The sequence below is a fragment of the Aeromicrobium sp. 9AM genome, from assembly GCF_902506105.1.
Taxonomy (GTDB): Bacteria; Actinomycetota; Actinomycetes; order Propionibacteriales; family Nocardioidaceae; genus Aeromicrobium.
Map to the genome: position 1 here is coordinate 1,132,198 of NZ_LR733303.1, position 25,477 is coordinate 1,157,674.

General features: G+C 69.1%; 24 protein-coding genes. 23 read left to right on the forward strand and 1 reads right to left on the reverse strand.

Annotated elements, in window-relative coordinates; translation table 11 throughout:
• Positions 1 to 35: 35 nt before the first annotated feature.
• The 18 genes from BOSE46_RS05745 to BOSE46_RS05825 all read left to right on the forward strand — a co-directional run bounded on the left by BOSE46_RS05745 (position 36) and on the right by BOSE46_RS05825 (position 17,698).
• Positions 36 to 731, forward strand: a complete 696-nt coding sequence (locus BOSE46_RS05745) for an MBL fold metallo-hydrolase (protein ID WP_159539118.1) — start codon at positions 36 to 38, stop codon at positions 729 to 731.
• Positions 728 to 2,038 carry a histidine--tRNA ligase gene (gene hisS, locus BOSE46_RS05750; protein ID WP_159539120.1) on the forward strand — a complete coding sequence of 437 codons (1,311 nt, stop codon included), beginning with the start codon at positions 728 to 730 and terminating at the stop codon, positions 2,036 to 2,038. The genes BOSE46_RS05745 and hisS overlap by 4 nt, the downstream gene beginning before the upstream one ends.
• Positions 2,035 to 3,810 carry an aspartate--tRNA ligase gene (gene aspS, locus BOSE46_RS05755; protein ID WP_159539122.1) on the forward strand — a complete coding sequence of 592 codons (1,776 nt, stop codon included), beginning with the start codon at positions 2,035 to 2,037 and terminating at the stop codon, positions 3,808 to 3,810. Before hisS ends, aspS begins: the two co-directional genes overlap by 4 nt.
• 127 nt (positions 3,811 to 3,937) lie before the next feature.
• The gene (locus BOSE46_RS05760; protein ID WP_159539124.1) at positions 3,938 to 5,302 is read left to right on the forward strand and encodes a replication-associated recombination protein A; all 1,365 of its coding nucleotides are present in this window, start codon (positions 3,938 to 3,940) and stop codon (positions 5,300 to 5,302) included.
• A gap of 18 nt (positions 5,303 to 5,320) precedes the next feature.
• A complete protein-coding gene (locus BOSE46_RS05765) occupies positions 5,321 to 5,785 on the forward strand; it encodes a hypothetical protein (protein ID WP_159539126.1) in 465 nt (154 codons plus the stop codon).
• A gap of 76 nt (positions 5,786 to 5,861) precedes the next feature.
• Entirely contained in the window at positions 5,862 to 6,134 is a 273-nt protein-coding gene (locus BOSE46_RS05770; protein ID WP_159539128.1) for a DUF6167 family protein, read from the forward strand.
• Positions 6,134 to 8,791 (forward strand): alanine--tRNA ligase, encoded by a 2,658-nt coding sequence (alaS, locus tag BOSE46_RS05775; RefSeq protein ID WP_159539130.1) that lies wholly within the window; start codon positions 6,134 to 6,136, stop codon positions 8,789 to 8,791. The genes BOSE46_RS05770 and alaS overlap by 1 nt, the downstream gene beginning before the upstream one ends.
• A 2-nt stretch (positions 8,792 to 8,793) precedes the next feature.
• Positions 8,794 to 9,240, forward strand: coding sequence for a Holliday junction resolvase RuvX (gene ruvX / locus BOSE46_RS05780; protein ID WP_159539382.1), 447 nt, complete (start codon positions 8,794 to 8,796; stop codon positions 9,238 to 9,240).
• A 7-nt stretch (positions 9,241 to 9,247) separates the two neighbouring features.
• Positions 9,248 to 10,393 (forward strand): endolytic transglycosylase MltG, encoded by a 1,146-nt coding sequence (gene mltG / locus BOSE46_RS21425; protein ID WP_159539132.1) that lies wholly within the window; start codon positions 9,248 to 9,250, stop codon positions 10,391 to 10,393.
• Positions 10,393 to 11,196 (forward strand): shikimate dehydrogenase, encoded by an 804-nt coding sequence (locus BOSE46_RS05785; protein WP_236551621.1) that lies wholly within the window; start codon positions 10,393 to 10,395, stop codon positions 11,194 to 11,196. The genes mltG and BOSE46_RS05785 overlap by 1 nt, the downstream gene beginning before the upstream one ends.
• A gap of 10 nt (positions 11,197 to 11,206) precedes the next feature.
• Positions 11,207 to 11,878, forward strand: a complete 672-nt coding sequence (locus BOSE46_RS05790) for an A24 family peptidase (protein ID WP_159539136.1) — start codon at positions 11,207 to 11,209, stop codon at positions 11,876 to 11,878.
• Positions 11,879 to 11,932: 54 nt separating this feature from the next.
• Positions 11,933 to 13,111: a chorismate synthase gene (aroC, locus tag BOSE46_RS05795; RefSeq protein ID WP_159539138.1), complete on the forward strand. Its 1,179-nt coding sequence runs from the start codon at positions 11,933 to 11,935 to the stop codon at positions 13,109 to 13,111.
• Complete coding sequence (locus BOSE46_RS05800; protein ID WP_159539140.1) at positions 13,108 to 13,617, forward strand: shikimate kinase; 510 nt, start codon at positions 13,108 to 13,110, stop codon at positions 13,615 to 13,617. Before aroC ends, BOSE46_RS05800 begins: the two co-directional genes overlap by 4 nt.
• The gene (gene aroB / locus BOSE46_RS05805; RefSeq protein ID WP_159539142.1) at positions 13,614 to 14,708 is read left to right on the forward strand and encodes a 3-dehydroquinate synthase; all 1,095 of its coding nucleotides are present in this window, start codon (positions 13,614 to 13,616) and stop codon (positions 14,706 to 14,708) included. The genes BOSE46_RS05800 and aroB overlap by 4 nt, the downstream gene beginning before the upstream one ends.
• Entirely contained in the window at positions 14,705 to 15,772 is a 1,068-nt protein-coding gene (locus BOSE46_RS05810; protein WP_159539163.1) for a Xaa-Pro peptidase family protein, read from the forward strand. Before aroB ends, BOSE46_RS05810 begins: the two co-directional genes overlap by 4 nt.
• Entirely contained in the window at positions 15,769 to 16,335 is a 567-nt protein-coding gene (efp, locus tag BOSE46_RS05815; RefSeq protein ID WP_201299556.1) for an elongation factor P, read from the forward strand. The genes BOSE46_RS05810 and efp overlap by 4 nt, the downstream gene beginning before the upstream one ends.
• Positions 16,335 to 16,745: a transcription antitermination factor NusB gene (nusB, locus tag BOSE46_RS05820; protein WP_159539188.1), complete on the forward strand. Its 411-nt coding sequence runs from the start codon at positions 16,335 to 16,337 to the stop codon at positions 16,743 to 16,745. The genes efp and nusB overlap by 1 nt, the downstream gene beginning before the upstream one ends.
• A gap of 221 nt (positions 16,746 to 16,966) precedes the next feature.
• Positions 16,967 to 17,698 (forward strand): WecB/TagA/CpsF family glycosyltransferase, encoded by a 732-nt coding sequence (locus tag BOSE46_RS05825; protein ID WP_159539201.1) that lies wholly within the window; start codon positions 16,967 to 16,969, stop codon positions 17,696 to 17,698.
• 109 nt (positions 17,699 to 17,807) lie between these two features.
• Here BOSE46_RS05825 and BOSE46_RS05830 read toward each other — a convergent pair whose 3' ends face one another.
• A complete protein-coding gene (locus BOSE46_RS05830; protein ID WP_159539203.1) occupies positions 17,808 to 18,008 on the reverse strand; it encodes a hypothetical protein in 201 nt (66 codons plus the stop codon).
• Between the two features lie 157 nt (positions 18,009 to 18,165).
• Here BOSE46_RS05830 and pyrR point away from each other — a divergent pair, with 157 nt between their 5' ends.
• From pyrR to carB, 5 genes are read left to right on the forward strand one after another with little or no spacing between them, the layout of a single operon-like run.
• Entirely contained in the window at positions 18,166 to 18,774 is a 609-nt protein-coding gene (pyrR, locus tag BOSE46_RS05835) for a bifunctional pyr operon transcriptional regulator/uracil phosphoribosyltransferase PyrR (RefSeq protein WP_159539205.1), read from the forward strand.
• Positions 18,771 to 19,724 carry an aspartate carbamoyltransferase catalytic subunit gene (locus tag BOSE46_RS05840; RefSeq protein ID WP_159539207.1) on the forward strand — a complete coding sequence of 318 codons (954 nt, stop codon included), beginning with the start codon at positions 18,771 to 18,773 and terminating at the stop codon, positions 19,722 to 19,724. Before pyrR ends, BOSE46_RS05840 begins: the two co-directional genes overlap by 4 nt.
• Positions 19,721 to 21,016, forward strand: coding sequence for a dihydroorotase (locus BOSE46_RS05845; protein ID WP_159539209.1), 1,296 nt, complete (start codon positions 19,721 to 19,723; stop codon positions 21,014 to 21,016). Before BOSE46_RS05840 ends, BOSE46_RS05845 begins: the two co-directional genes overlap by 4 nt.
• Positions 21,013 to 22,140, forward strand: a complete 1,128-nt coding sequence (gene carA / locus BOSE46_RS05850; RefSeq protein WP_159539222.1) for a glutamine-hydrolyzing carbamoyl-phosphate synthase small subunit — start codon at positions 21,013 to 21,015, stop codon at positions 22,138 to 22,140. The genes BOSE46_RS05845 and carA overlap by 4 nt, the downstream gene beginning before the upstream one ends.
• Positions 22,140 to 25,469 (forward strand): carbamoyl-phosphate synthase large subunit, encoded by a 3,330-nt coding sequence (gene carB / locus BOSE46_RS05855; protein ID WP_159539234.1) that lies wholly within the window; start codon positions 22,140 to 22,142, stop codon positions 25,467 to 25,469. Before carA ends, carB begins: the two co-directional genes overlap by 1 nt.
• Positions 25,470 to 25,477: the final 8 nt, after the last annotated feature.

Sequence of the window (25,477 nt, forward strand, 5' to 3'; positions counted from 1 at the left end):
TCGGTTGCCAGTGCGTCTCGCGTACCCTGTCGCACGTGCTTCTCACGTCATTTCCGGCTGGTCCGCTGCAGGCCAACTGCTACTTCGTCTCGCGCGGGCCGGGCACCGGCTGCGCCATCGTCGACCCCGGGATGGACGCCATGGAAGGGGTCCGCGCGGTCGTCGCCGAGCACAACCTGACGCCCACCGCGGTGCTCATCACGCACGGCCACTTCGACCACATGTGGTGCGCCCAGGACGTCGCGAGCGAGTACGGCTGCCCGGTCTGGATCCACCCGGCCGACAAGCACCTGCTGGCCGACCCGATGGCCGCGATCTCGGGGGAGTCGGCCGCCATGCTGCGCAGTCAGCTGGGCATGACCGACCTGCCCGAGTTCACCGAGCCCGCAGACGTACGCGATGCCGTCGACGGCGCGCGCATCGAGGTCGACGGCCTGACGTTCCTCGTCGACCACGTGCCCGGCCACACGCCCGGCACGGTGTTCTACCGCGTCGACTACGACGGACCCGAGGACGTCTCGCAGGTCATGTTCTCCGGTGACTTCCTGTTCGCCGGATCGATCGGGCGTACGGACCTCACCGGCGGATCGCACCCACAGATGCAGGACAGCCTCCGCGACCGCGTCCTGCCGCTCGACGACGACATCGTCGTGCTGCCGGGCCACGGCGGCCAGACGTCGATCGGCCGCGAACGCGCCACCAACCCGTTCCTGGCGGAGGTCATGTCATGAGCAGGGCTCTGTCCGGCTTCCCCGAGTTCCTCCCGCGTGAGCGAGCCGTCGAGCAGCAGGTCCTCGACCACCTGCGTCAGACGTTCGAGCTGAACGGATTCGCCAATGTCGAAACCCGCGCCGTGGAGCCACTCGACGTGCTGCTGCGGAAGGGCGAGATCGACAAGGAGGTCTACGCCGTCAAGCGCCTCGCTGCGGCCGACTCCGAGCCCGCCGAGCTGGCACTGCACTACGACCTGACCGTCCCGTTCGCGAGGTACGTCCTGGAGAACGCCGGCAAGCTCGAGTTCCCGTTCCGGCGCTGGCAGATCCAGAAGGTGTGGCGGGGAGAGCGTCCGCAGCAGGGCCGCTTCCGCGAGTTCACGCAGGCCGACATCGACATCGTCGCCCGCGACGTGCTGCCGTTCCACTTCGACATCGAGGTGGCGCGTGTCATGGCCGAGGCCTTGGCCGGTCTGCCCATCCCCACGGCCACGCTTCAGATCAGCAACCGCAAGATCCTCGAGGGCTTCTACCTCGGGCTGGGTCTCGACAATCCCACCGCCGTCATGCAGATCGTGGACAAGCTGGACAAGGTGCCGGCCGAGAAGATCGCGGACCTGCTCATGGAGCAGGGAGTCGAGGAGGATCAGGCCCAGAAGATCCTCGACCTGGGCCTGGTCGTCACGACCGACACGTCGTTCGTCGAACGAGTCGAGTCATTCGGCGTCACCCACCCGTTGCTCGCCGAGGGCCTCATGGAGCTCGCCCAGGTCATCGAGGGCGCCTCAGGCGTCGACGGAGTCGTCGTCACCGCGGACCTGCGAATCGCCCGCGGGCTCGACTACTACACCGGCACGGTGTTCGAGACACGTCTGGAAGGTTGGGAGCACCTCGGTTCGATCTGCTCCGGTGGGCGGTACGACCAGCTCGCGCAGGACAAGCGCTCCACGTACCCGGGGGTCGGCATCTCGCTGGGTGTCTCCCGGCTGCTCGTGCCGCTCGGGCTCACCGCCTCGCGCTCCGTGCCGTCGGTCGTGCTGGTCGCGGTCGACTCGGAGGACTCCCGCCACGCCAGCAACGAGATCGCCCGGCAGCTACGAGCTCGCGGCATCGCCACGGAGGTCGCGCCCAAGGCCGACAAGTTCGGCAAGCAGATCCAGCACGCAGAGCGACGCGGGATCCCCTACGTCTGGTTTTCCCCCTCGTCCGTGCGGGACATACGCTCGGGTGAGCAGGTCGACGCCGACCCCGCGACCTGGGCGCCACCCGCCGAAGACCTCAAGCCTCACATCCTCCGCACACCTAGCAAGGAGCAGAACACGTGATCCGCACCCATGACGCCGGAAGCCTGCGCGCCGAAGACATCGGCCAGCAGGTCACCCTCGCCGGATGGGTGGCCCGTCGTCGAGATCACGGCGGTGTGGCGTTCATCGACCTTCGCGAGGCCTCAGGCGTGGTCCAGGTCGTCGTACGCGAGGAGGTCGCCCACCAGCTGCGGGCCGAGTTCTGCCTCAAGATCGTCGGGACGGTGCAGAAGCGCCCCGAGGGCAACGAGAACGCCGGCATCCCCACCGGCGACATCGAGGTCATCGCCGAGGACGTCGAGATCCTCAGCGCCGCGGCACCCCTGCCGTTCCCGATCGACGACCACGTCGACGTCGGCGAGGAGGCGCGCCTCAAGTACCGCTACCTCGACCTGCGCCGCACCGGCCCTGCTGCCGCCATCCGGCTGCGCAGCAAGGTCAACGCCGCGGCGCGCGAGGTGCTCGCCGCCAAGGACTTCGTCGAGATCGAGACGCCGACCCTGACCCGCTCGACGCCCGAGGGTGCCCGCGACTTCCTCGTCCCGGCCCGGCTCAAGCCCGGCAGCTGGTACGCGCTGCCGCAGAGCCCCCAGCTCTTCAAGCAGCTGCTCATGGTCGGCGGCATGGAGCGCTACTACCAGATCGCCCGCTGCTATCGCGACGAAGACTTCCGCGCCGATCGCCAGCCGGAGTTCACCCAGCTCGACATCGAGATGAGCTTCGTCGAGCAGGCCGACGTGCTCGAGCTCATGGAGCAGATCCTCGTCAAGATGTGGTCGCTCATCGGCTACGAGATCCCGACGCCGATCCCGCACATGACGTACGCCGAGGCGATGCGCCGGTTCGGCTCCGACAAGCCCGACCTGCGCATGGGTCAGGAGCTCGTCGAGTGCACCGACTTCTTCAAGGACACGCCGTTCCGGGTGTTCCAGGCCGAGTACGTCGGCGCGGTCGTGATGCCCGGAGGCGCCTCGCAGCCTCGTCGGCAGTTCGACGCGTGGCAGGAGTGGGCCAAGCAGCGTGGTGCGCGCGGCCTGGCGTACATCACCATCTCCGAGGACGGTGAGCTCGGCGGTCCCGTCGCCAAGAACCTGTCCGACGCCGAGCGGGCCGGCATCGCCGAGCACGTGGGCGCCAAGCCGGGCGACTGCGTCTTCTTCGGCGCCGGCACGACCAAGGCCACCCGCGGCCTGCTCGGTGCCGCGCGCCTCGAGATCGGCGAGCGTTGCGACCTGATCGACAAGGACGCCTGGGAGTTCGTCTGGGTCGTCGACGCTCCGCTGTTCGAGCCGTCGAGCGACGCCGTCGCCTCAGGTGACGTCGCGGTGGGCGCCGGCGCCTGGACAGCCGTGCACCACGCGTTCACGTCGCCCCAGGACCTCGACACGTTCGACACCGATCCCGGCAACGCGATCGCCTGGGCGTACGACATCGTCTGCAACGGCAACGAGCTCGGTGGTGGTTCGATCCGAATCCACCGCGAGGACATCCAGAAGCGCGTCTTCGCGATGATGGGCATCGGCGAGGAGGAGGCGCAGGAGAAGTTCGGCTTCCTGCTCGACGCCTTCAGCTTCGGCGCCCCGCCCCACGGCGGCATCGCCGTCGGCATGGATCGCATCTGCGCCATGCTCGCGGGCGCGGACTCGATCCGCGAGGTCATCGCGTTCCCGAAGTCCGGCGGCGGATTCGACCCGCTGACCGCGGCGCCGGCACCCATCACGCCGGAGCAGCGCAAGGACGCCGGTGTGGACTGGAAGCCCGAGCCCAAGAAGACCGACGCCCCATCGGCCTGACCCAGCGCAAAACTGTGCGAGTCTGCACCATCCTGGCCGTCGCGCCGGTGCGGACTCGCACAGTTCGAATCTGCACCGGGGGAGACTCGCACAGTTTGTGTCCCGGACCGGCAACTAGGCTCGCCACATGAGCGACGACGGGCTGTTCGACCTTCCTGAGGCACCCCCGTCAACCGGCACGGGCGGCGGCAGTCTCTCCGGCAACACGCATGCCTCGGCGCCGTTGGCCGTACGCATGCGGCCGCAGTCGCTCGACGAGCTCGTCGGCCAGCAGCACCTGCTGGCTCCGGGCTCGCCGCTGCGGCAGATGATTGAGGGCAACCAGCCGCTGACGATCCTGCTGTGGGGGCCGCCCGGCACCGGCAAGACCACGATCGCGAGCCTGCTCAGCGCTCATACGCAGCGCCGTTTCGTCGAGGTCTCCGCGGTCTCGGCCGGCGTCAAGGAGGTCCGCGAGACGATCGCCGGTGCCCGTCGCGCGCTGGCGCAGAGCGGGGTCGAGACGGTCCTGTTCGTCGACGAGGTCCACCGCTTCAGCAAGTCCCAACAGGACGCGCTGCTGCCGGGTGTCGAGAACCGTTGGGTGTCGCTCGTCGCCGCGACGACCGAGAACCCGCACTTCAGCGTCATCTCGCCGCTGCTGTCGCGCTCACTGCTCCTGACGCTCGAGTCGCTGACCGACGACGACATCGGCGTGCTGGTCGACCGCGCGCTCAAGGACGAGCGCGGTCTGGGCGGCACCGTCACGCTGACCGACGAGGCCAAGAACCACCTCGTACGCCTCGCAGGTGGCGACGGCCGACGCGTGCTGACCTATCTCGAGGCCGCGGCGGGAGCCGCGACGAGCCAGGGCAAGACCGAGATCGACGTCGACGACGCCGCGCTGGCGGTCGACAAGGCCGCGGTGCGCTACGACCGGCAGGGCGACCAGCACTACGACGTCATCAGCGCGTTCATCAAGTCGATCCGTGGGTCGGACGTCGACGCGTCCCTGCACTACCTGGCCCGGATGATCGAGGCGGGGGAGGACCCGCGATTCATCGCGCGGCGCCTGATGATCCACGCGAGCGAGGACATCGGCATGGCCGATCCGACCGCGCTGCCGCTGGCCACCGCCACGGCGCAGGCCGTCGCGATGATCGGCTTCCCCGAGGCGCGCATCCCGTTGGCCCAGGCGGTGATCCACCTCGCGTCGGCGCCGAAGTCGAACGCTGTCGTCGAGGCGATCAACCGTGCGCAGGCGGACGTGCACGCCGGCAAGATCGGTGCCGTTCCACCCGCTCTGCGCGACGCGCACTACTCGGGGGCCAAGAAGCTCGGCCACGGTCACGACTACACATACCCCCACAATGACGTCCGCGGTGTGGTCGGCCAGCAGTACGCGCCTGACGACGTCGACGGTGCGACGTATTACGAGCCCACCGAGCACGGGTTCGAGGCGCGGCTCGGTGAACGTCTCGCCGTGATCCGGGCCATCCTGCGCGACCGCTGACGAGATAGGCTCGTGGGCATGTCGGCGGAGCTCTGGATCCTCGTCGCGACCGCAGTTCTCGCGGTCGTGGCGATCGGTGCTGCGCTCGTTGCCGTACGCGCCGCCCGCCGGGTCGTCCCGCCCGTGGAGTCCCGGCCGGCCGTGACGGCGCCCTACGAGTCCTCGCTGGTGATCACGTACGACGAGCCCCGGCCGGTGCCGGTGTCGCAGGAGCTCGAGCCGCGTCTGGTCGAGGGCCGGCTGATCGTGCCCCCGTCGCAGCAGCAGGTCGTCAACACCGCGCTGGGACGTCCCGGCGTACGCCTCTCGATCCTCGCTCACGGGATCGCCCACGCACTGCGGCCCGAGAGCCGCGACCGCATCACGTCGCTGATGCGCCGCGAGTACCGCCGCCGTCGCCGCGAACGCCTGCAAGCCGGCCGTCGCGCCGTTCGCGCGGGCCGCCCGACACCGCCCTCCGAGGAATGGCTGGGGGGTCCGTGAACGAGCGCCAGCGAGTGAACAATCAAGCATCGATGCCGGCACCTCCGTACCGTTGCTTCTCATTGGAGGTGACGGCATGAGATCGCGAGTGGTGTGGTTCGCGGCCGGCTCCGCGGCCGGTCTCTACGCCTCGGTCAAGGCGCGTCGAGCCGCCTACCGGCTCTCCACGCCGGGTCTCGTCGACCAGGCCGCAGCCCTCGGGCTCGGCTGGCGAGCGTTCAGCTCAGAGCTGCGAGACGGCATGGAGACTCGTCAGCGCGACATCGCGCGCGAGCTGTCCGGCACCCCCGATGCCCACACCGACCTGCTCCGCCTCGAGGCCGAGCACACCCAGAAGGACCAGACCTGATGCTGACCGCGGAGATCCGCCGCCGATTCCTCGCGCACTTCGAGAACGCCGGCCACACCGTCGTACCCTCGGCACCGTTGCTGTTCGACGACCCCAACCTGCTGTTCGTCAACGCCGGCATGGTGCCGTTCAAGCCCTACTTCCTGGGCCAGGAGACCCCGCCGTGGGACACCGCCACGAGCGTCCAGAAGTGCGTACGCACGCAGGACATCGAGGAGGTCGGCAAGACCACCCGCCACGGCACGTTCTTCCAGATGAACGGCAACTTCTCGTTCGGCGACTACTTCAAGGCCGGCGCCATCACACACGCGTGGACCCTCATCACGAGCTCGGTGGACGAGGGCGGTCTCGGCTTCGACCCCGACACGATCTGGGTCACGGTGCTGCACTCCGACGACGAGGCGCGCAGCCTCTGGAAGGAGATCGCCGGCCTGCCCGACGAGCGCATCCAGAGCCGCGGCCTGCTCGACAACTACTGGCACATGGGCGTCGCCGGTCCGGGCGGACCCGCGAGCGAGATCTATGTCGACCGCGGCCCCGAGTTCGGACCTGAGGGCGGCCCGGTCGTCGACGAGGACCGCTTCCTCGAGATCTGGAACCTCGTGTTCATGCAGGAGGAGATCACCAACGTCCGCGCCAAGGACCAGTTCGACGTCATCGGCGACCTGCCCAACAAGAACATCGACACCGGCATGGGCCTCGAGCGCGTCGCCTACCTGCTGCAGGGCAAGGGCAACCTCTACGAGATCGACGAGGTCTACCCCGTCATCGAGAAGGCCTCGGAGATCTCCGGGCGCACCTACGGCAAGGACCATGCCGACGACGTCCGCTTCCGCGTGGTCGCCGACCACGTGCGCAGCGGCCTGATGCTGATGGGCGACGGCGTCACGCCGGGCAACGAGGCACGCGGCTACGTCCTGCGCCGTCTGCTGCGCCGTGCCGTGCGCTCGATGCGCCTGCTGGGCTATGACGACCCGGCGCTGCCCGAGCTGCTGCCGGTCAGCCTCGACCGCATGAAGGCGTCCTACCCCGAGCTCGAGGCCGACTTCCCGCGCATCTCCCAGATCGCGTACGCCGAGGAGGACGCGTTCCGCCAGACCCTCGGCAAGGGCACGCAGATCTTCGAGAGCGCGGCCATCGCGGTCAAGGACGGCGGCGGCACGACGCTGCCCGGCGAGCAGGCGTTCGCGCTCCACGACACGTACGGCTTCCCGATCGACCTGACGCTCGAGATGGCGTCGGAGCAGGGCCTTGCGGTCGACGAGGAGGGCTTCCGTGCCCTCATGGCCGAGCAGCGGTCCCGCGCCAAGGCCGACGCGAAGTCCAAGAAGGGTGCGCACGCCGACACCACGGTCTATCGCGCGGCGCTCGACGCCAACGGCCCGACGGACTGGCTGGCCTACACCGACCTCACGACCGAGTCGCGCGTCATCGCGCTGATCGCCGGTGGTGACAGCGTCCCGGCGATATCCGCCGGATCGATCGGCGAGGTCGTGCTCGACCGCACCCCGTTCTACGCCGAGTCCGGCGGTCAGCACGCAGACGCCGGCGTCCTGACCTGGGACGGCGGTCGCGCCGAGGTGCTCGACGTCCAGCGCCCCGTACGCGGTCTCGTCGTGCACCAGGTCCGCGTGCTCGAGGGCGAGCTGACGCTCGACCGGCAGCTCGAGGCGGCCGTGGACCCCGAATGGCGTCTCGGCGCCCGGCAGGCCCACTCCGGCACGCACGTCGTGCACGCCGCCCTGCGCGAGGTGCTCGGCCCCACGGCGCTGCAGTCCGGCTCCTACAACCGGCCCGGCTACCTCCGACTCGACTTCGGCTGGAACGGCGCACTCTCGCCGGAGCAGCTGCACCAGGTCGAGGAGGCATCCAACCGCGCGTTGCGCGCCGACCTCCCGGTCAGTGCCCAGATCATGTCGCTGCCCGAGGCTCGTGAGTTCGGCGCGCTCGCGCTGTTCGGCGAGACGTACGGCGAGGACGTCCGCGTCGTCGAGATCGGCGGCCCGTGGTCGCGCGAGCTCTGCGGTGGTACCCACGTCGAGCGCTCGTCGCAGATCGGCACGCTCGTCGTCACGTCCGACGGCTCGGTCGGCGCCGGCAACCGGCGCATCGAGGCGCTGACCGGCATCGAAGGCTTTGAGTATCTCGCCCGCGAGCGCGACGTCGTGCGCCAGCTGACCGACATCCTCAAGACCCAGCCCGACGAGGTCCCGGCGCGCGTGAAGGACCTGGTCGAGCGGCTCAAGGCGGCCGAGAAGGTCGCCGAGCGCATGAAGGCGGCTCAGCTCGTGGGTGCTGCCGGTGACATCGCAGCCAAGGCCAAGGACATCGGCGGTGTGGCCTACGTCGGCCACCATGCGGCCGGCGCCGGCGGGGGCGACGTACGCACCCTGGCGCTCGACATCCGCGGTCGCCTCCGCGATCGCCCCGCGGTCGTGGTGGTGATCGGCGACGCCGGCGACAAGCCCGCAGCCGTGGTCGCGCTCAACGAGGCCGCTCAGGAGCGTGGGCTCTCGGCCAACCAGCTCATCGGTGTCGTCGGCGACAAGATCGGCGGACGCGGCGGCGGCAAGGCCGACGTCGCGCAGGGCGGTGGCACCGACGTCTCGGCGATCCCGGCGGCCCTCGCAGCGGTCGAGGCGGCACTGTCAGCGTGACGATGCGTCGTGGGCGGCGGCTCGGTGTGGATGTCGGTGACGTACGCATCGGGGTCGCCGTGAGCGATCCAGACGGCATCCTGGCGACGCCGGTCGAGACCGTGCCGGCGGGTCCGGACGCCATCGGACGGCTGGCCGAGCTCGTCCGGGAGTACGACGCGCTCGAGTGCGTCGTCGGGCTGCCGGTGGGCCTGTCGGGGCGCGAGGGCCCGGCTGCGGCCAAGGTGCGTACGTTCTGCGCCGAGCTGCTGCCGGCGATCAAGCCCGTGCCGATCAGGCTGTTCGACGAGCGCATGTCGACCATGACGGCCGCAGGCCAGCTGCGACACAGCAACCGGTCCGGAGCGTCCAGGCGCACCGTGATCGACCAGGCTGCCGCTACGGTGATCCTGCAGACAGCACTGGACACAGAACGGACCCGAGGGTCTGCTCCCGGAGAGAGCGTGTGAGGGATCGATGAGTGACAGCGGACTGGACCTGATGACGGGTGGGTCCTCAGGCCCCGGGCGCAGGCGTGCGGACTCGCCGCCCAGCAAGCCGTGGGGACGCCGGATCGTGACGCTGCTGGTCATCCTGGCGCTCGTGTTCGGCGGCTACTTCGTCTGGACCAAGGTGTCGGGCTACATCAGCGGACCCGCCGACTACTCCGGCAGCGGCACGGGCAGCGTGGTCGTCGAGATCCCCAGGAACTCCAACGGCCAGCAGATGGCTGACATCCTCGCCAAGAAGGACGTCGTCAAGAGCGCCGAGGCGTTCTACCAGCTCGCCCTCAAGGACACCCGGTTCCAGGCGATCCAGGCCGGGTTCTACAAGCTCAAGAAGCAGATGTCCGCCGAGGCCGCGATGAAGGCGCTCGTCAACAAGGGCAACATCGTCGGCGCTCCGGGGGAGTCGCGGGTGACGATCCCCGAGGGCTCGCGCATCAAGAACATCACCAAGATCATCGCCGCCAAGACCAAGATCTCCGCTGCGGACGTCAAGAAGGCCCTCGCCGATCCCGACGCCATCGGCCTGCCGGCCGTGGCCAAGGGCAACCCCGAGGGCTACCTCTTCCCGGCGACCTACTCGGTCGGCGCCAAGACGACGGCGGTCCAGCTGCTCAAGCAGATGGTCGCCAAGACGCTCTCGGTGGCCAAGGACCTCGACATCGGCACGCGCGCCCGCGCGCTCGGCCTCAACGGCGAGCAGGTGCTCACGGTCGCCAGCATCATCGAGTACGAGGCACGGAAGTCCTCGGACTACCCCAAGGTCGCGCGCGTGCTCTACAACCGCCTCAAGGACGGCATGCTGCTGCAGCTCGACTCGACGGTCTCGTACGCCAGCGGTCGCGAGGGCGACGTGTTCACGACCGAGGCCGAGCGCAACTCGGACTCGCCCTACAACACGTACAAGGCCCCGGGCCTGCCGCCGGGACCGATCGGCTCGCCCGGCGCGAAGACGATCGAGGCGGCGCTCAACCCGGCGGACGGAGCATGGCTCTACTTCGTGGCGGTCAACCTCGAGACCGGCGAGACGGTGTTCTCCAACACGAAGGCCGAGCACGACGCCGCCGTCAAGAAGCTCGAGCAGTACTGCCAGACCGCCGACGACAAGATCTGCTGATGCGCTGCGCCGTCCTGGGCTCGCCGATCGCCCACTCGCTGTCGCCGGCGATGCACCGGGCGGCCTATGCCGAGCTCGGGCTCGACTGGACCTACGAAGCCGTCGAGCTCGAGGAGGACACCCTCGAGGCGTTCCTGTCGGCGCTCGGCGACGACGTGCGCGGCTTCTCGGTCACCGCGCCGCTCAAACGGCGTACGGCGGAGCTGGTTGGCGAGGCCACCGAGATCGTCGGCCGACTCGGCGTGGCCAACACGATCATCGTCGAGGACACCGGACTCCGCTCCGACAACACCGACGTGCCCGGCGCCATCGCGGCACTGCACGAGCGGGGTGTCGAACGCGCCACCTCGGCCCGCATCCTCGGTGGCGGCGCGACCGCTGCCTCCATGGCGTACGCCGTGTCGATCATGGGCGCCGAGCGTGTCGAGTTCGTCGTCCGTGAGCCGTCCCGCGCCTCGGCGGCGGCGCAGGTCGCCAAGGCGGCCGGCCTCGAGGTCACGATCCACACCGTCGACGAGCCGCTGATCGACAAGCTCGACCTGCTGATCTCGACAGTCCCCGGCGATGTCGTCGGATCGCGGTCGCATGAGTTCGTCGAGTCCTCCCGCGCCGTGTTCGACGTCGTCTACGACCCGTGGCCCACGCCGCTGGCCAAGGCTGCCGAGCAGGCCGACGTACGTGTGGTGTCGGGCCTGGATCTGCTGGCCCACCAGGCTGCGCTGCAGGTCGAGCTCATGACCGGCACCCAGGTTTCTCCACAGCTGTTGCGCAAGGCGGCACTGGCCGCGCTCGCGACCCGCTAGGTTCGCTGGCGTGACCATCGCCATCGCCGCTCTCGCAGCGGCTCTCCTCGGCGCTGCCGGACCGTACGTCATGCGGAGGATCCCCGAGCCTCCTGAGCCCGACGAGGGCAAGGTGACCTATGAGGCGCTGTCGCACACCAAGGGTCTGACGGTCGGCCTCGCGCTGGGGGCTGCGGTCATGGCGGGCGTCGTGGCGTGGCGCATCGACCACGCCGAGCTCGTGCCGGTCTGGGTCCTGGTCACCGGGGTCGGCTCATGGCTGGTCTTCATCGACTGGCGCACCCGCCTGCTGCCGTACGTCATCGTGGCGCCGACCTATCTGGCCACCTTGTTGCTGGTCGGCCTCGGTGCGCTGCTGCTGCGTGACGTGCACGTCCTCGTCGACGCGCTGGTGGCCAATGTCGTCGTCTACGTCATCTACCGCATCCTTCACGCGATCGCGCGCGGGGCGTTCGGCTTCGGCGACGTACGCCTGGCCGGCCTGCTGGCGCCGGCGCTCGGCGCGCTCGGCACCAACGAGGTCCTGGTCGGCATGTACGCCGGATTCATCCTCGGCGCCGTGTTCGGCGTGGTGCTGTCGCGGCTCAAGCTCGTCGACCCCAAGTCGTACGCGTTCGGGCCCTACATGGTCGTCGGCGCGGTCATCGGCGCAGCGTGGGGCCCCTCGCTCTACAGCTTCTGAGCGGGGGACGGACGCCGTCCCGGGTTGCGCATGGGGCGTGGGAGAATTGCTCCCATGCTTCGTTGGTTGACCGCAGGTGAGTCGCACGGCCCCGCTCTTGTCGCCGTGCTCGAGGGATTGCCCGCCGGAGTGCAGGTGACCAGCAAGGACATCCAGGCCGCGCTGGCCCGGCGCCGGCTCGGATACGGCCGCGGTGCGCGCATGGCGTTCGAGCAGGACGAGCTCGAGATCGTCGGCGGGCTGCGGCACGGTTCGACGATGGGCAGCCCGATCGCGCTGCGCATCGGCAACAGCGAGTGGCCCAAGTGGGAGCAGGTCATGGCCGCCGACCCGGTCGACGCCGACGTGCTCGACGGGCTCAAGCGCAACGCGCCCCTGACGCGCCCCCGCCCGGGTCACGCCGACCTGGCCGGCATGCAGAAGTACGGCTTCGACGAGGCCCGCCCGATCCTCGAGCGCGCGAGCGCGCGCGAGACCGCTGCCCGTGTCGCACTCGGCGAGATCGCCGCGCAGTTCATCCAGCAGACGACCGGCGCGACGATCGTGTCGCACGTCGTCGAGCTCGGCACCGTACGCGCGCCGGCCGGCGTCATCCCGCGCCATGGTGATGTCGAGGCGCTCGACGCCGACCCCGTACGCTGCTTCGACCCCGAGACCAGCGCTGCGATGGTCGCCGAGATCGACCAGGCCCACAAGGACGGCGACACGCTCGGCGGCGTCGTCGAGGTCGTCGTCGAGGGCCTGCCGCCCGGACTCGGCTCGCACACGCACTGGGACAAGCGGCTCGACGGCCGGCTCGCCGCCGCGCTGATGGGCATCCAGGCGATCAAGGGTGTCGAGCTCGGCGACGGCTTCGAGCTGGCCCGCACGCGCGGCTCCCTCGCGCACGACGAGATCGTGCCGACCGCCGACGGCATCCGCCGCGTCTCGGGACGTTCGGGTGGCACCGAGGGCGGCATGACGACGGGCGAGATCCTGCGCGTACGCGCGGCGATGAAGCCCATCGCGACCGTCCCGCGCGCCCTGCGTACGGTCGACGTCGAGACCGGCGAGGAGGCCCGCGCACACCACCAGCGTTCCGACGTGTGCGCCGTGCCGGCCGCAGGCATCGTCGCCGAGGCCATGGTGGCGCTCGTCGTCGCCGACTCGATCCTCGAGAAGTTCGCCGGCGACGCCGTCGAGGAGACCCGTCGCAACGTCGAGGGCTACCTCGCGAACCTGAGGCACCGTTGAGCCCCGTTGTCGTCCTCGTCGGTCCGCCCGGTGCGGGCAAGACCACGGTGGCCCAGGCGTTGGCCGCCCAGCTCGGTGTGAGCTTCCGCGACACGGACCAGGACATCGAGGCGCGCGAGGGTACGTCGGTGCAGGACATCTTCGTCGACCACGGCGAAGCACATTTCCGCGCGCTCGAGGAGAAGGCCGTCGCGGCAGCCCTCGCAGATCATGACGGCGTGCTCGCACTCGGCGGTGGCGCCGTGCTCAGCGCGGCGACGCGCGGCCAGCTCGCGCAGCACCGCGTGCTCTTCCTCGACGTCAGCCTTCCTGCTGCGGTGGCGCGTGTCGGCATGACCGGCAACCGGCCCCTGCTGCTCGGCAACGTCCGTGCGCAGATGAAGAACCTGCTGGACCAGCGCCGCCCGCTCTACGCCGAGGTGGCCCGATTCACGATCGAGACGGACGAGCTCGACGCCGCCCAGGTGACCGACCGGGCACTCGACCTGATCAAGGAGGACCGATGACCACGCGCCTGACCGTGCCGACCGATCGACCGTACGACGTGGTGATCGGCAACGGCGTGCACGAGCAGCTGCGCGGACTCGTCGGATTCGGCCTCGGCGTGCTGCGGGTCGCGATCATCCATTCCCCGACGATGGCCAAGCAGGCAGAGGTCCTGCGTGAGCCGCTCGTGTCTGACGCGCTCGAGGTGCACCTCATCGAGGTTCCCGACGGCGAGCAGGCCAAGACCTCCGACGTGCTGGCATTCTGCTGGAAGGTGCTCGGCGAGACCGGGTTCACCCGCTCCGACGTCATCGTCGGCCTCGGCGGCGGCGCCACGACCGACCTCGCCGGGTTCGTCGCGGCGACGTGGCTGCGCGGCGTGCGCTTCGTCAACGTGCCGACCACGGTGCTCGGCATGGTCGACGCCGCGGTGGGCGGCAAGACCGGCGTCAACACCTCTGAGGGCAAGAACCTCGTCGGTGCGTTCCACGAGCCCGTCGGGGTGCTGTGCGACCTGGATGTCCTGCAGAGCCTGCCCCCGGCCGAGCTGCGCAGCGGTCTCGCCGAGGTCGCCAAGTGCGGTTTCATCGCCGACCCGACGATCCTCGACCTGATCGAGGCGGCGCCGGAGGCCGTCACGGAGGCGTCGTCGCCGATCGTCGCGGAGCTGATCGCCAAGGGCATCACCGTCAAGGCGCGCGCCGTCGCAGGGGACCTCCGCGAGACGGGCGAGGACGGGCAGATCGGGCGCGAGGCGCTCAACTACGGTCATACGTTCGGCCACGCCGTCGAGCGGTTCGAGCACTACCGCATCCGGCACGGCGAGGCGGTCTCGATCGGCATGGTCTTCGTCGCCGAGGTGGCGCACCGGGCCGGCCGGATCGATCAGGACCTGCTGGACCGCCATCGCTCGATCCTCGGCACGCTGGGGCTCCCCATGACGTACCGCCCGGGCATCTGGGAGGCGCTGTCGGCCACGATGCGGCTGGACAAGAAGACGCGTGGCGACCAGCTGCGGTTCGTCGTCCTTGACGGCCTGGCCAGGCCCACGATCCTGGCCGGTCCCGACGAGCAGCTGATCCTGGACGCCTACCGGGCCATCTCGTCGTGAGCGCCGCCGCACGCCGCGAGCGCCTCACCGCCCTGCTCGCCGAGCGCGAGCTCGACGGGATCGTCGTCACGGCGCTGGTCAACGTCCGCTACCTGACCGGGTTCACCGGCTCCAACGGTGCACTCATCGTGCCTCGTGACGGTGCTGCGGTGTTCCTGACCGACGGGCGCTATCGCGACCAGGCGGCGGCCGAGCTGCCTGACGTCGAGCACCGCATCGGCCGCGACCTGATCGGCACTGCCGCAGAGCTCGTCACCGCCGGCACCTGGGCGGTCGAGACGCACCTGCTGAGCGTCGACTCCCACGCCCGGCTCACGGAGCTGGCGGCTGGTACGTCGCTCGTACCCGCCGACCGCGTCGTCGAGTCGCTGCGCCAGGTCAAGGACGAGGTGGAGATCACCGCGCTGCGGCGCGCGTGCGACCTCTCGACCCGGGCCCTTGACTCGCTGCTGCAGGGCCCCTTGGTTGGCCGCACCGAGCGGGCTGTCGCCCGTGACCTGGAGAACCGGATGCTCGATCTCGGTGCCGAGGCCATCGCGTTCGAGACGATCCTTGCCGCCGGTGAGAACTCCGCGATCCCGCACCACAGCCCGACCGATCGGGTCCTTGCCGACGGCGACCTGGTCAAGATCGACTTCGGCGCCCGCGTCGACGGCTATCACGCCGACTGCACCCGTACGTTCGTGCTCGGCACGGCCGACGACTGGCAGCGCGAGATCCACGCGGCCGTCAAGGAGTCACAGGCCGCCGGTCTCGAGGCCCTCCGCGAGGGCGTCGTGGTCGCCGATTCGTACGCTGCGGCGACGTCAGCGCTGGAGGCATCGGGGTGGCTCCATGCGTTCACGACGGGCCTCGGGCACGGGGTCGGGCTCGAGATCCATGAGGACCCGTTCATCGGGCCTTCGCAGGCAGGTAAACTGGCTAGTCGCACTGTCCTCACGATGGAGCCGGGCATCTACGTCCCGGGTCGCGGGGGAGTGCGTATCGAAGACACCGTCCTCGTGACCACGGGCAGCCCCGAGGTGCTCACCACGATGACCAAAGACCTCCTGGAGATTGGCTGATGGCCACCACGAACGACATCAAGAACGGCATGGTCCTCGACCTCGACGGACAGCTCTGGTCCGTCGTGTGGTTCCAGCACCACAAGCCCGGCAAGGGCGGTGCGATGGTCAAGACGACCCTCAAGAACGTCATGAGCGGCAAGACCGTCGACAAGACCTTCAACGCCGGGCTCAAGATCGAGACAGCCAACGTCGACAAGCGCGACTTCCAGTACCTCTACCACGACGGCGACTCGTACGTCTTCATGGACAAGACGACGTACGACCAGGTCAACATCTCCGAGGCCGTCGTCGGCGACGCCAAGGACTACATGCTCGACAACCAGGACGCGATGGTCGCGATGCACGAGGGTGTGCCGCTCTACATCGAGCTCCCCGCGTCGGTCGAGCTGCTCGTCGAGTACACCGAGCCGGGCCTGCAGGGCGACCGCTCGAGCGGCGGCACCAAGCCCGCCCGCCTCGAGACCGGCAAGGAGATCCAGGTCCCGCTGTTCATCGTCAACGGCGAGAAGATCAAGGTCGACACCCGCGACGGCAGCTACCTCGGTCGCGTGCAGAGCTGATGTCTGCGCGCACCAAGTCCCGCAAGCGCGCCCTCGACATCCTCTTCGAGTCCGAGGCGCAGAGCCTGCCGCCCGGCGGCACCCTCGAGGACCGTCGGGCCGACACCGAGTACCCCGTCAACGACTATGCCGTGCTGCTGATCGAGGGCGTCGTCACGCACCGTGACCGGCTCGACGAGATCATCACCGAGAACGCCAAGGACTGGACGCTCGACCGCATGCCGGCCGTCGACCGCAACCTGCTGCGCATCGGCGCCTACGAGATCCTCTACGTCGACGACGTTCCCGACGCGGTCGCCGTCAGCGAGGCCGTGAGTCTCGCGAGTGATCTGTCGACCGATGAGTCGCCGTCATTCGTCAACGGGCTGCTGAGCCGCATCGTCGAGCTCAAACCGACCCTGACCTCCTGAAACCTCCGCGATGTGTTGACTTACAGGCGCTAAAACGCCGGGATAGCGCCTAGAACATCACAAACCGCGGAGGTCCTGTCACGCGCTCGGCGCAAACTAGTTGAAAAATAAGTCGTCCCGAACGTCATATTCCTGACAGACAACACTCTCCATGTGTGAAGCCCACAGGCTTCATCGGGGATTCGAGGCCTACAGGCCTCGTCGTGGAGACAGGGGAATGTGTGATCACCGACGAACTCATCGATCGCATGGCGGAAAAGTGCATCCTGAACGACGACGACTTCGACGCAGCTGTGCTCGATCTGCGGCCGAAACGCATTCAGACCGTCAACCTGCACCACCTGGCACTCGCCTCGAAGTCGAAGGACTTCGCCAAGACCATCGACGAGGCGGACTTCATCACGGCTGATGGCTGGCCGATCGTCTCGCTGATGAGGTCGCGCGGCATCGATCCGGCCCGCGTCACGGGCTCGGAGTTCATCGAGCGGATGCTCGCGGGGCGCCAGTTCCACGGCAAGAAGGCGGCCATCCTCGGCGCCGACCGCCACGCCGGCTACGACTTCCGTGGTCAGCTGCACAACTCGGGGCTCGAGGTCGCGTTCCGTGACCACGGTCAGCGCGGCGACTGGAAGCCCAAGCGCCTCGCCAAGAAGCTGCAGAAGTACGGCGTCGACCTCCTGATCGTCGCCGTCACCCCGCCGTTCGGCGACATGATCGGCGAAGAGGTCCGCCGCGCCGGATTCCACGGCGTCGTGCTCAACGTCGGCGGCGCCGTCAACATGGTCACCGGCAACGCCACGATGGCCCCGCACTGGGTGCGGGCCACCAAGCTCGAGTGGTTCTACCGCCTGGCCCAGGAGCCGCGCCGACTGTTTCGGCGCTACTTCATCGAGTGCCTGCCGGTGTTCCTCAAGGTCATCCTGCCGAGCTATCTGCGTCGCAGCCGCGTCTGAGCCGCCCCCACATACCGTGGCGTCGGGGGCCTACTCCCTCCCGGATACTCCCGCCCCCGGCGTCACGCCTTCCTGTCTCGTTCTGACGGCTGTCTCGTTCTGACGCGACTCACTTGGAGGGCTCTGGTGTCTTGCAGTCGACCTTGGGGTTGACCCCGACGTAGTTGAGTGGACCCGCGAGGATCGTCAGCACGGTGTCGCCCACCTTGGCGCAGTCCGCGTCGCCCGACGACGAGAAGTAGTCCCGTTGGGCGGCCGCGAGCACCCCGATCACGAGCCAGATGAGTACGACGACGGTTCCGATGCGCATGTTGCCTCCTGGTGGTGGGGACTACCCCGAGCGCCCGATCTGCAATCGCGCAGCTGGTCGAGCCGCGTCCGGATCAGGGGTGACGCGCTGCTAGGCTGACCGACGAACATCGACATCCTTTAACGGCCGTCCCGAGAGGCGGAGAAGGAGGTCAGACATGGTTGCGTCTGATGACGCCCCCCGTGCTGACAGTGCGCACATCCCCGAAGCGGTGCCTGCACCCGCTCGAACCGTCCTGGACGACAAGGACATCTCCCGCGCGTTGACGCGCATCACGCACGAGATCCTCGAGCGCAACCGCGACGCGTCCGACATCGTGCTCCTGGGCATCCCGACCCGCGGGGTGCACCTGGCCCGGCGCATCGCGAAGCGCATGTCCGACGTCGAGGGCCGACCCATCACCGCCGGTGCGCTCGACATCACGATGTATCGCGACGACCTGCGGCTCAAGCCCGCTCGCGCGCTGGAGCACACCGAGATCCCCGACGACATCGACGGCAAGATCGTTGTACTGGTCGATGACGTGCTGTTCTCCGGCCGTACGATTCGCGCCGCGCTCGACGCGCTCAACGAGCTGGGCCGGCCCAAGGCCGTGCAGCTCGCCGTGCTGATCGACCGTGGCCACCGCGAGCTGCCGATCCGGGCTGACTTCGTGGGCAAGAACCTGCCGACCTCGCTGGTCGAGAAGGTCAAGGTCGCGCTGACCGAGTCAGACGAGCGCGATGCCGTCGACATCCAAGGCACCAACGGGGGAGCGGCATCATGACTTTCACGCACCTGCTCAGCGCGGGCGACCTCGACCGTACGGATGCGATCCGCATCCTCGACACCGCCGAGGAGCTCCTCGGGGTGGCGAGCCGGCCGATCAAGAAGCTGCCGACGCTGCGCGGCCGCACCGTGGTCAACCTGTTCTTCGAGGACTCGACCCGCACCCGCATCTCGTTCGAGGCGGCGGCCAAGCGGCTCAGCGCCGACGTCATCAACTTCTCCGCCAAGGGCTCGAGCGTCTCCAAGGGCGAGAGCCTCAAGGACACCGCGCTGACCCTGCAGGCCATGGGTGCCGATGCAGTCGTCGTACGCCACCAGCACTCCGGCGCCCCGCACCGGCTGGCCAAGGCCAAGTGGACCAACGGAGCGGTCATCAACGCCGGCGACGGCACGCACGAGCACCCGACGCAGGCGCTGCTCGACGCGTTCACGATGCGCCGGCACCTGGGCGACCTCGAGGGCAAGAACATCACGATCGTCGGCGACGTCCTGCACAGCCGCGTCGCCCGCTCCAACGCGCTGCTGCTCGACACGCTGGGCGCCAACGTCACGCTCGTCGCGCCGCCGACGCTGTTGCCGGTCGGCGTCGAGAAGTGGCCGGTCGACACGTCGTACGACCTCGACTCGTCGCTCGAGAAGGCCGACGCCGTCATGATGCTGCGCGTTCAGCAGGAGCGCATGAACGCCGCGTTCTTCCCCAGCGCCCGCGAGTACAGCCGCCGCTACGGCCTCGACACCCCGCGGCTCAACCGGCTGCCCGACCACGCGATCGTCATGCACCCCGGTCCGATGAACCGCGGCATGGAGATCACCGCCGACGTCGCCGACCACGTGCGCTCGGTCATCGTCGAGCAGGTCACCAACGGCGTCGCCGTACGCATGGCCGTCCTCTACCTCCTCCTCGGCGGCGCGGCCGGGGAACCCACCAGCGAAGAAGGCACTGAATGACCTCGTACGTCATCCGGGGAGCGAACATCCTCGGCGAGACCGTCAATGACATCACGATCGAGGACGGCGTCATCACCGCGATCGGCACCGGGCTCGAGGGCGACGAGACGATCGACGCGACCGGCCTGGTCGCGCTGCCCGGACTCGTCGACCTGCACACCCACGTACGCGAGCCGGGCCGCGAGGACGCTGAGACCGTCCTGACCGGCTCCAAGGCCGCCGCACGCGGCGGATTCACCTGTGTGCACGCCATGGCCAACACCGATCCCGTCGCCGACACGGCAGGTGTGGTCGAGCAGGTCTGGCGGCTCGGCCGCGAAGGTGGCTACTGCGACGTGCAGCCCGTCGGCGCCGTCACGATCGGCCTCGGCGGCTCGCGCCTGGCCGAGCTCGGTGCGATGGCCGACTCCGCTGCGGGCGTGCGGGTGTTCTCCGACGACGGCAAGTGTGTCTCGGACGCGGTGATCATGCGCAGGGCGCTGGAGTACGTCAAGGCGTTCGACGGCGTCATCGCACAGCACGCCCAGGAGCCGCGCCTGACCGAGGGCGCCCAGATGAACGAGGGCCCGCTGTCCGGCGAGCTCGGCCTCACCGGTTGGCCCGCTGTCGCCGAGGAGGCGATCATCGCCCGCGACGTCCTGCTCGCCGAGCACGTCGGATCGCGCCTGCACGTGTGCCACCTGTCGACCCGCGGTTCGGTCGAGATCATCCGCTGGGCCAAGGGCCGCGGCATCGACGTCACCGCCGAGGTCACGCCGCACCACCTGCTGCTGAGCGACGACCTGGTCCGCAGCTACGACCCGATCTACAAGGTCAACCCGCCGCTGCGCTCCAACGACGACGTCGCCGCCGTGCGCGAGGGCCTGGCCGACGGCACGATTGACATCGTGGCCACGGATCACGCCCCGCACCCGATGGAGGACAAGGAGTGCGAGTGGTCCGCTGCCGCGTTCGGCATGCTCGGTCTCGAGACCGCGCTGTCGGTCGTGCAGCAGACCATGGTCGACACCGGCCTGCTGACCTGGGCGCAGGTCGCCGACAAGATGTCCGCCAAGCCCGCCTCGATCGGCCGCGTACGCGACCAGGGGCGCCCGCTCGAGGCGGGGGAGCCGGCCAACATCGTGCTGGTCGACCCGGCCGCGACACGGGTCATCGACGCACGAGACACCGCCTCGCTGTCGCGCAACAACCCGTACGCCGGGCTGACGTTGCCCGGTGAGGTCGTCGCGACGTTCCTGCGCGGCAGACCGACCGTCCGCGACCGCGCACTCGTGGAAGGAGTGACGGTATGACGACGACCGAGGCGATCCTCGTGCTCGAGGACGGGCGGGTGTTCCGGGGCGAGTCCTTCGGCGCTGTCGGCGAGACGATCGGTGAGATCGTGTTCTCCACCGGCATGACCGGCTACCAGGAGACGCTGACCGATCCGTCCTACAAGGGCCAGATCGTCGCCATGACCGCACCCCACATCGGCAACACGGGCGTCAACGACGAGGACTTCGAGTCCCGCCGCATCTGGGTCGACGGCTACATCGTGCGCGACCCGGCACGCGTGCGCTCCAACTGGCGCTCCAACCGCTCGCTCGACGACGAGCTGGCCGCCCAGGACGTCGTGGGCATCTCCGGCATCGACACCCGCGCCCTGACGCGGCACCTGCGCGAGCGCGGCGCCATGCGCGGCGGCATCAGCTCGACCACGACCGACGTCGAAGCCCTTCTGGCCAGGGTCACCGCAGCGCCGGGCATGAAGGGCGCCAACTTCCTCGCCGACGTGACGACCGACGAGACGTACGTCGTGCCGGCCGTCGGCGACAAGCGGCTCACGGTCGCCGCGATCGACTTCGGCATCAAGGGCATGACCCCGCGCCGCATGGCTGAGCGCGGCATCGAGGTGCACGTCATGCCGGCCACCGCGACGTACGAGGAGATCACCGCGATCAGCCCCGACGGCGTGTTCATGTCCAACGGCCCGGGTGACCCGGCGACGACGGACCACGTCACGGCGGTGCTCAAGCAGGTGCTGGCGGCGCGCATCCCCTACTTCGGCATCTGCCTGGGCAACCAGGTCTTCGGCCGCGCGCTCGACCTCGGCACCTACAAGCTCGTCTACGGCCACCGCGGCATCAACCAGCCGGTCCAGGACCTGACGACCGGCAAGGTCGAGATCACGGCGCACAACCACGGCTTCGCGGTCGACGCGCCGATCGAGGGCACGTTCGAGACGCCGTACGGTCCGGGTCGCGTGACCCACGTGTGCCTCAACGACAACGTCGTCGAGGGCCTCGCGCTGCTTGACCAGCCGGCGTTCAGCGTTCAGTACCACCCCGAGGCCGCGGCCGGCCCGCACGATGCGGCCTACCTCTTCGACAGATTCGTGGACCTGATGACCAGCTCGACCAGCAAGGCAGGTGCCTGATGCCGAAGCGCGAAGACCTCAAGAGCATCCTCGTCATCGGCTCGGGGCCGATCGTCATCGGCCAGGCCTGCGAGTTCGACTACTCCGGCACCCAGGCGTGCCGCGTCCTCCGTGAGGAGGGCATCCGCGTCATCTTGATCAACTCCAACCCGGCGACGATCATGACCGACCCGGAGTTCGCCGACGCGACCTACATCGAGCCGATCACGCCGGAGTTCGTCGAGAAGGTCATCGCCCAGGAGCGCCCCGATGCCCTCCTGGCGACCCTCGGCGGCCAGACGGCCCTCAACGCCGCGATCCAGATGCACGAGGCGGGAGTGCTCGAGAAGTACGGCGTCGAGCTCATCGGCGCGTCGATCGACGCGATCCAGAAGGGCGAGAACCGCGAGTCGTTCAAGGCCGTCGTCGAGACGCTGCCCAAGGAGTGGGGCGCCGAGTCGGCCAAGTCCGTCATCTGCCACACGATGCAGGAGTGCCTCGACGGCGTGGACGGCCTCGGCGGCTATCCCGTCGTCGTACGTCCGTCGTTCACGATGGGCGGGTCCGGTTCCGGCCTGGCCTACAACGAGGAGGACCTGCACCGGATCGCCGGCTCGGGCCTCGCGCTGAGCCCGACCACCGAGGTGCTCCTCGAGGAGTCGATCCTCGGCTGGAAGGAGTACGAGCTCGAGGTCATGCGCGACACGGCCGACAACGTCGTGATCGTGTGCTCGATCGAGAACCTCGACCCGATGGGCGTCCACACCGGCGACTCGATCACCGTCGCCCCGGCGATGACGCTGACCGACGTCGAGTACCAGCGGCTCCGTGACATCTCGATCGGCATCATCCGTGAGGTCGGCGTCGACACCGGTGGCTGCAACATCCAGTTCGCGGTCAACCCCGAGGACGGCCGCATCATCGTCATCGAGATGAACCCGCGCGTGTCCCGTTCGTCCGCCCTGGCGTCCAAGGCGACCGGCTTCCCGATCGCCAAGATCGCCGCCAAGGTCGCGATCGGCTACACGCTCGACGAGATCCCCAACGACATCACGCAGGAGACGCCGGCCTCGTTCGAGCCGACGCTCGACTACGTCGTCGTCAAGGTGCCGCGGTTCGCGTTCGAGAAGTTCCCGGCCGCCGACGCGACGCTCACGACCCACATGAAGTCGGTCGGCGAGGCCATGGCGATCGGCCGCAACTTCACCGAGGCGCTGCAGAAGGCGCTCCGCTCGCTCGAACGACCCGACGCGGCGTTCGACTGGCGCAAGGAGTGGGTCGACCTCGACAAGGACGCGCTGCTGCGGGAGATCAGCGTGCCGCACGACGGCCGGCTCAAGAAGGTCATGGACGCGATCCGCGCCGGCGCCACGCCTGAGGAGATCTTCGACGCGACCAAGATCGACCCGTGGTTCGTCGACCAGCTGGCCCTGATCAACGAGATCGCCGTCGAGCTCACGTCCGCGAGGGAGCTCTCGCCCGTGTTGCTGCGGCGGGCCAAGCGCCACGGCTTCTCCGACGCCCAGATCGGCAAGATCCGCGGGCTGACCGAGGAGGTCGTGCGCGGCGTGCGCCACGCGCTGGGCGTACGCCCGGTCTACAAGACCGTCGACACGTGTGCCGCGGAGTTCTCGGCCAAGACGCCCTACCACTACTCGTCGTACGACGAGGAGACCGAGGTCGAGCCGCGCACCAAGCCGGCCGTGCTGATCCTCGGCAGCGGTCCCAACCGCATCGGTCAGGGCATCGAGTTCGACTACTCGTGCGTCCACGCCGCCCTGGCGCTGTCCGAGGTCGGCTACGAGACGATCATGGTCAACTGCAACCCCGAGACCGTCTCGACCGACTACGACACCTCCGACCGGCTCTACTTCGAGCCGTTGACGCTCGAGGACGTCCTCGAGATCGTGCACGCCGAGCAGCAAGCCGGCCCCGTGGTGGGCGTCATCGTGCAGCTGGGCGGGCAGACGCCGCTCGGGCTCGCGGCCGGCCTCGAGGCTGCCGACGTGCCGATCGTCGGCACGCAGCCGTCGGCGATCGACCTGGCCGAGGAGCGCGGCGCGTTCGCCAAGGTGCTCGCCGATGCCGACCTGCCTGCGCCCAAGCACGGCATGGCGACCTCGTTCACCCGCGCCCGTGAGATCGCCGAAGAGATCGGCTATCCGGTGCTGGTGCGCCCCTCGTACGTCCTGGGTGGCCGCGGCATGGAGATCGTGTACGACGAAGGGACCCTCAAGGACTACATCGGCCGGGCCACCGAGATCTCCTCGGAGCGTCCCGTGCTGGTCGACCGGTTCCTCGACGACGCGATCGAGATCGACGTCGACGCGCTCTACGACGGCACCGACCTGTTCCTCGGCGGCGTGATGGAGCACATCGAGGAGGCCGGCGTGCACTCCGGCGACTCGGCGTGCGCGCTCCCGCCCATCACGCTCGGTGAGGCCGAGGTCGAGCGCATCCGTGCGTCGACCGAGGCGATCGCCAAGGGCGTCGGGGTCCGCGGACTCATCAACATCCAGTTCGCGCTGTCCTCGGACATCCTCTACGTCATCGAGGCCAACCCCAGGGCGTCGCGCACCGTCCCGTTCGTCTCCAAGGCCACGGCGACGCCGCTCGCCAAGGCAGCCGCCCGGCTCATGCTGGGGGAGTCGATCGCCGAGCTGCGGGCGGCGGGCGTCCTGCCGGCGTCCGGCGACGGCGGCAAGCTGCCCGACAACGCGCCGATCGCGGTCAAGGAAGCGGTCATGCCGTTCAACCGCTTCCGTACGTACGAAGGGCGCTACGTCGACACGCTGCTGGGCCCGGAGATGCGCTCGACGGGTGAGGTCATGGGCTTCGACGCCGGCTTCGGCACGGCATTCGCCAAGTCGCAGGCCGGCGCCCAGAACGGCCTGCCGACGTCCGGCAAGGTGTTCGTCTCGGTCGCCAACCGCGACAAGCGACACATGATCTTCCCGGTCAAGCGGCTCGCGGACCTCGGCTTCGAGATCCTCGCGACGAGCGGCACGGCGGTCGTGCTGGCCCGCAACGGCGTCACCGCGACGGTGATCCGCAAGCTCAACGAGGAGCCGCTGCCGGGTCAGGCCCGCAGCACGATCGTCGACAAGATCCACGAGCAGGACGTGCAGCTCATCATCAACACGCCTCACGGCGTGACGTCCGGCGGCAGTCCCCGCATCGACGGCTACGAGATCCGGACCGCGGCGGTCGCCGAGGGCATCCCGTGCATCACCACGGTGCAGGGCCTCGCGGCGGCGGTGCAGGGCATCGAGGCGCTGATCGAGGGCAAGATCGGCGTGAAGTCGCTGCAGGACTGGGGCCGCATCGTGACCGAGGGGCGCTCAGCATGAGTGAGCGC

Excerpts from the sequence above, each read along its gene's own strand:
- hisS (WP_159539120.1), top strand. The coding sequence starts at position 728 with ATGAGCAGGGCTCTGTCCGGCTTCCCCGAGTTCCTCCCGCGTGAGCGA.
- BOSE46_RS05760 (WP_159539124.1), top strand. The coding sequence starts at position 3,938 with ATGAGCGACGACGGGCTGTTCGACCTTCCTGAGGCACCCCCGTCAACC.
- BOSE46_RS05765 (WP_159539126.1), top strand. The coding sequence starts at position 5,321 with ATGTCGGCGGAGCTCTGGATCCTCGTCGCGACCGCAGTTCTCGCGGTC.
- BOSE46_RS05770 (WP_159539128.1), top strand. The coding sequence starts at position 5,862 with ATGAGATCGCGAGTGGTGTGGTTCGCGGCCGGCTCCGCGGCCGGTCTC.
- alaS (WP_159539130.1), top strand. The coding sequence starts at position 6,134 with ATGCTGACCGCGGAGATCCGCCGCCGATTCCTCGCGCACTTCGAGAAC.
- ruvX (WP_159539382.1), top strand. The coding sequence starts at position 8,794 with ATGCGTCGTGGGCGGCGGCTCGGTGTGGATGTCGGTGACGTACGCATC.
- mltG (WP_159539132.1), top strand. The coding sequence starts at position 9,248 with ATGAGTGACAGCGGACTGGACCTGATGACGGGTGGGTCCTCAGGCCCC.
- BOSE46_RS05785 (WP_236551621.1), top strand. The coding sequence starts at position 10,393 with ATGCGCTGCGCCGTCCTGGGCTCGCCGATCGCCCACTCGCTGTCGCCG.
- aroC (WP_159539138.1), top strand. The coding sequence starts at position 11,933 with ATGCTTCGTTGGTTGACCGCAGGTGAGTCGCACGGCCCCGCTCTTGTC.
- aroB (WP_159539142.1), top strand. The coding sequence starts at position 13,614 with ATGACCACGCGCCTGACCGTGCCGACCGATCGACCGTACGACGTGGTG.
- nusB (WP_159539188.1), top strand. The coding sequence starts at position 16,335 with ATGTCTGCGCGCACCAAGTCCCGCAAGCGCGCCCTCGACATCCTCTTC.
- BOSE46_RS05830 (WP_159539203.1), bottom strand. The coding sequence starts at position 18,008 with ATGCGCATCGGAACCGTCGTCGTACTCATCTGGCTCGTGATCGGGGTG.
- pyrR (WP_159539205.1), top strand. The coding sequence starts at position 18,166 with ATGGTTGCGTCTGATGACGCCCCCCGTGCTGACAGTGCGCACATCCCC.
- BOSE46_RS05840 (WP_159539207.1), top strand. The coding sequence starts at position 18,771 with ATGACTTTCACGCACCTGCTCAGCGCGGGCGACCTCGACCGTACGGAT.
- BOSE46_RS05845 (WP_159539209.1), top strand. The coding sequence starts at position 19,721 with ATGACCTCGTACGTCATCCGGGGAGCGAACATCCTCGGCGAGACCGTC.
- carA (WP_159539222.1), top strand. The coding sequence starts at position 21,013 with ATGACGACGACCGAGGCGATCCTCGTGCTCGAGGACGGGCGGGTGTTC.
- carB (WP_159539234.1), top strand. The coding sequence starts at position 22,140 with ATGCCGAAGCGCGAAGACCTCAAGAGCATCCTCGTCATCGGCTCGGGG.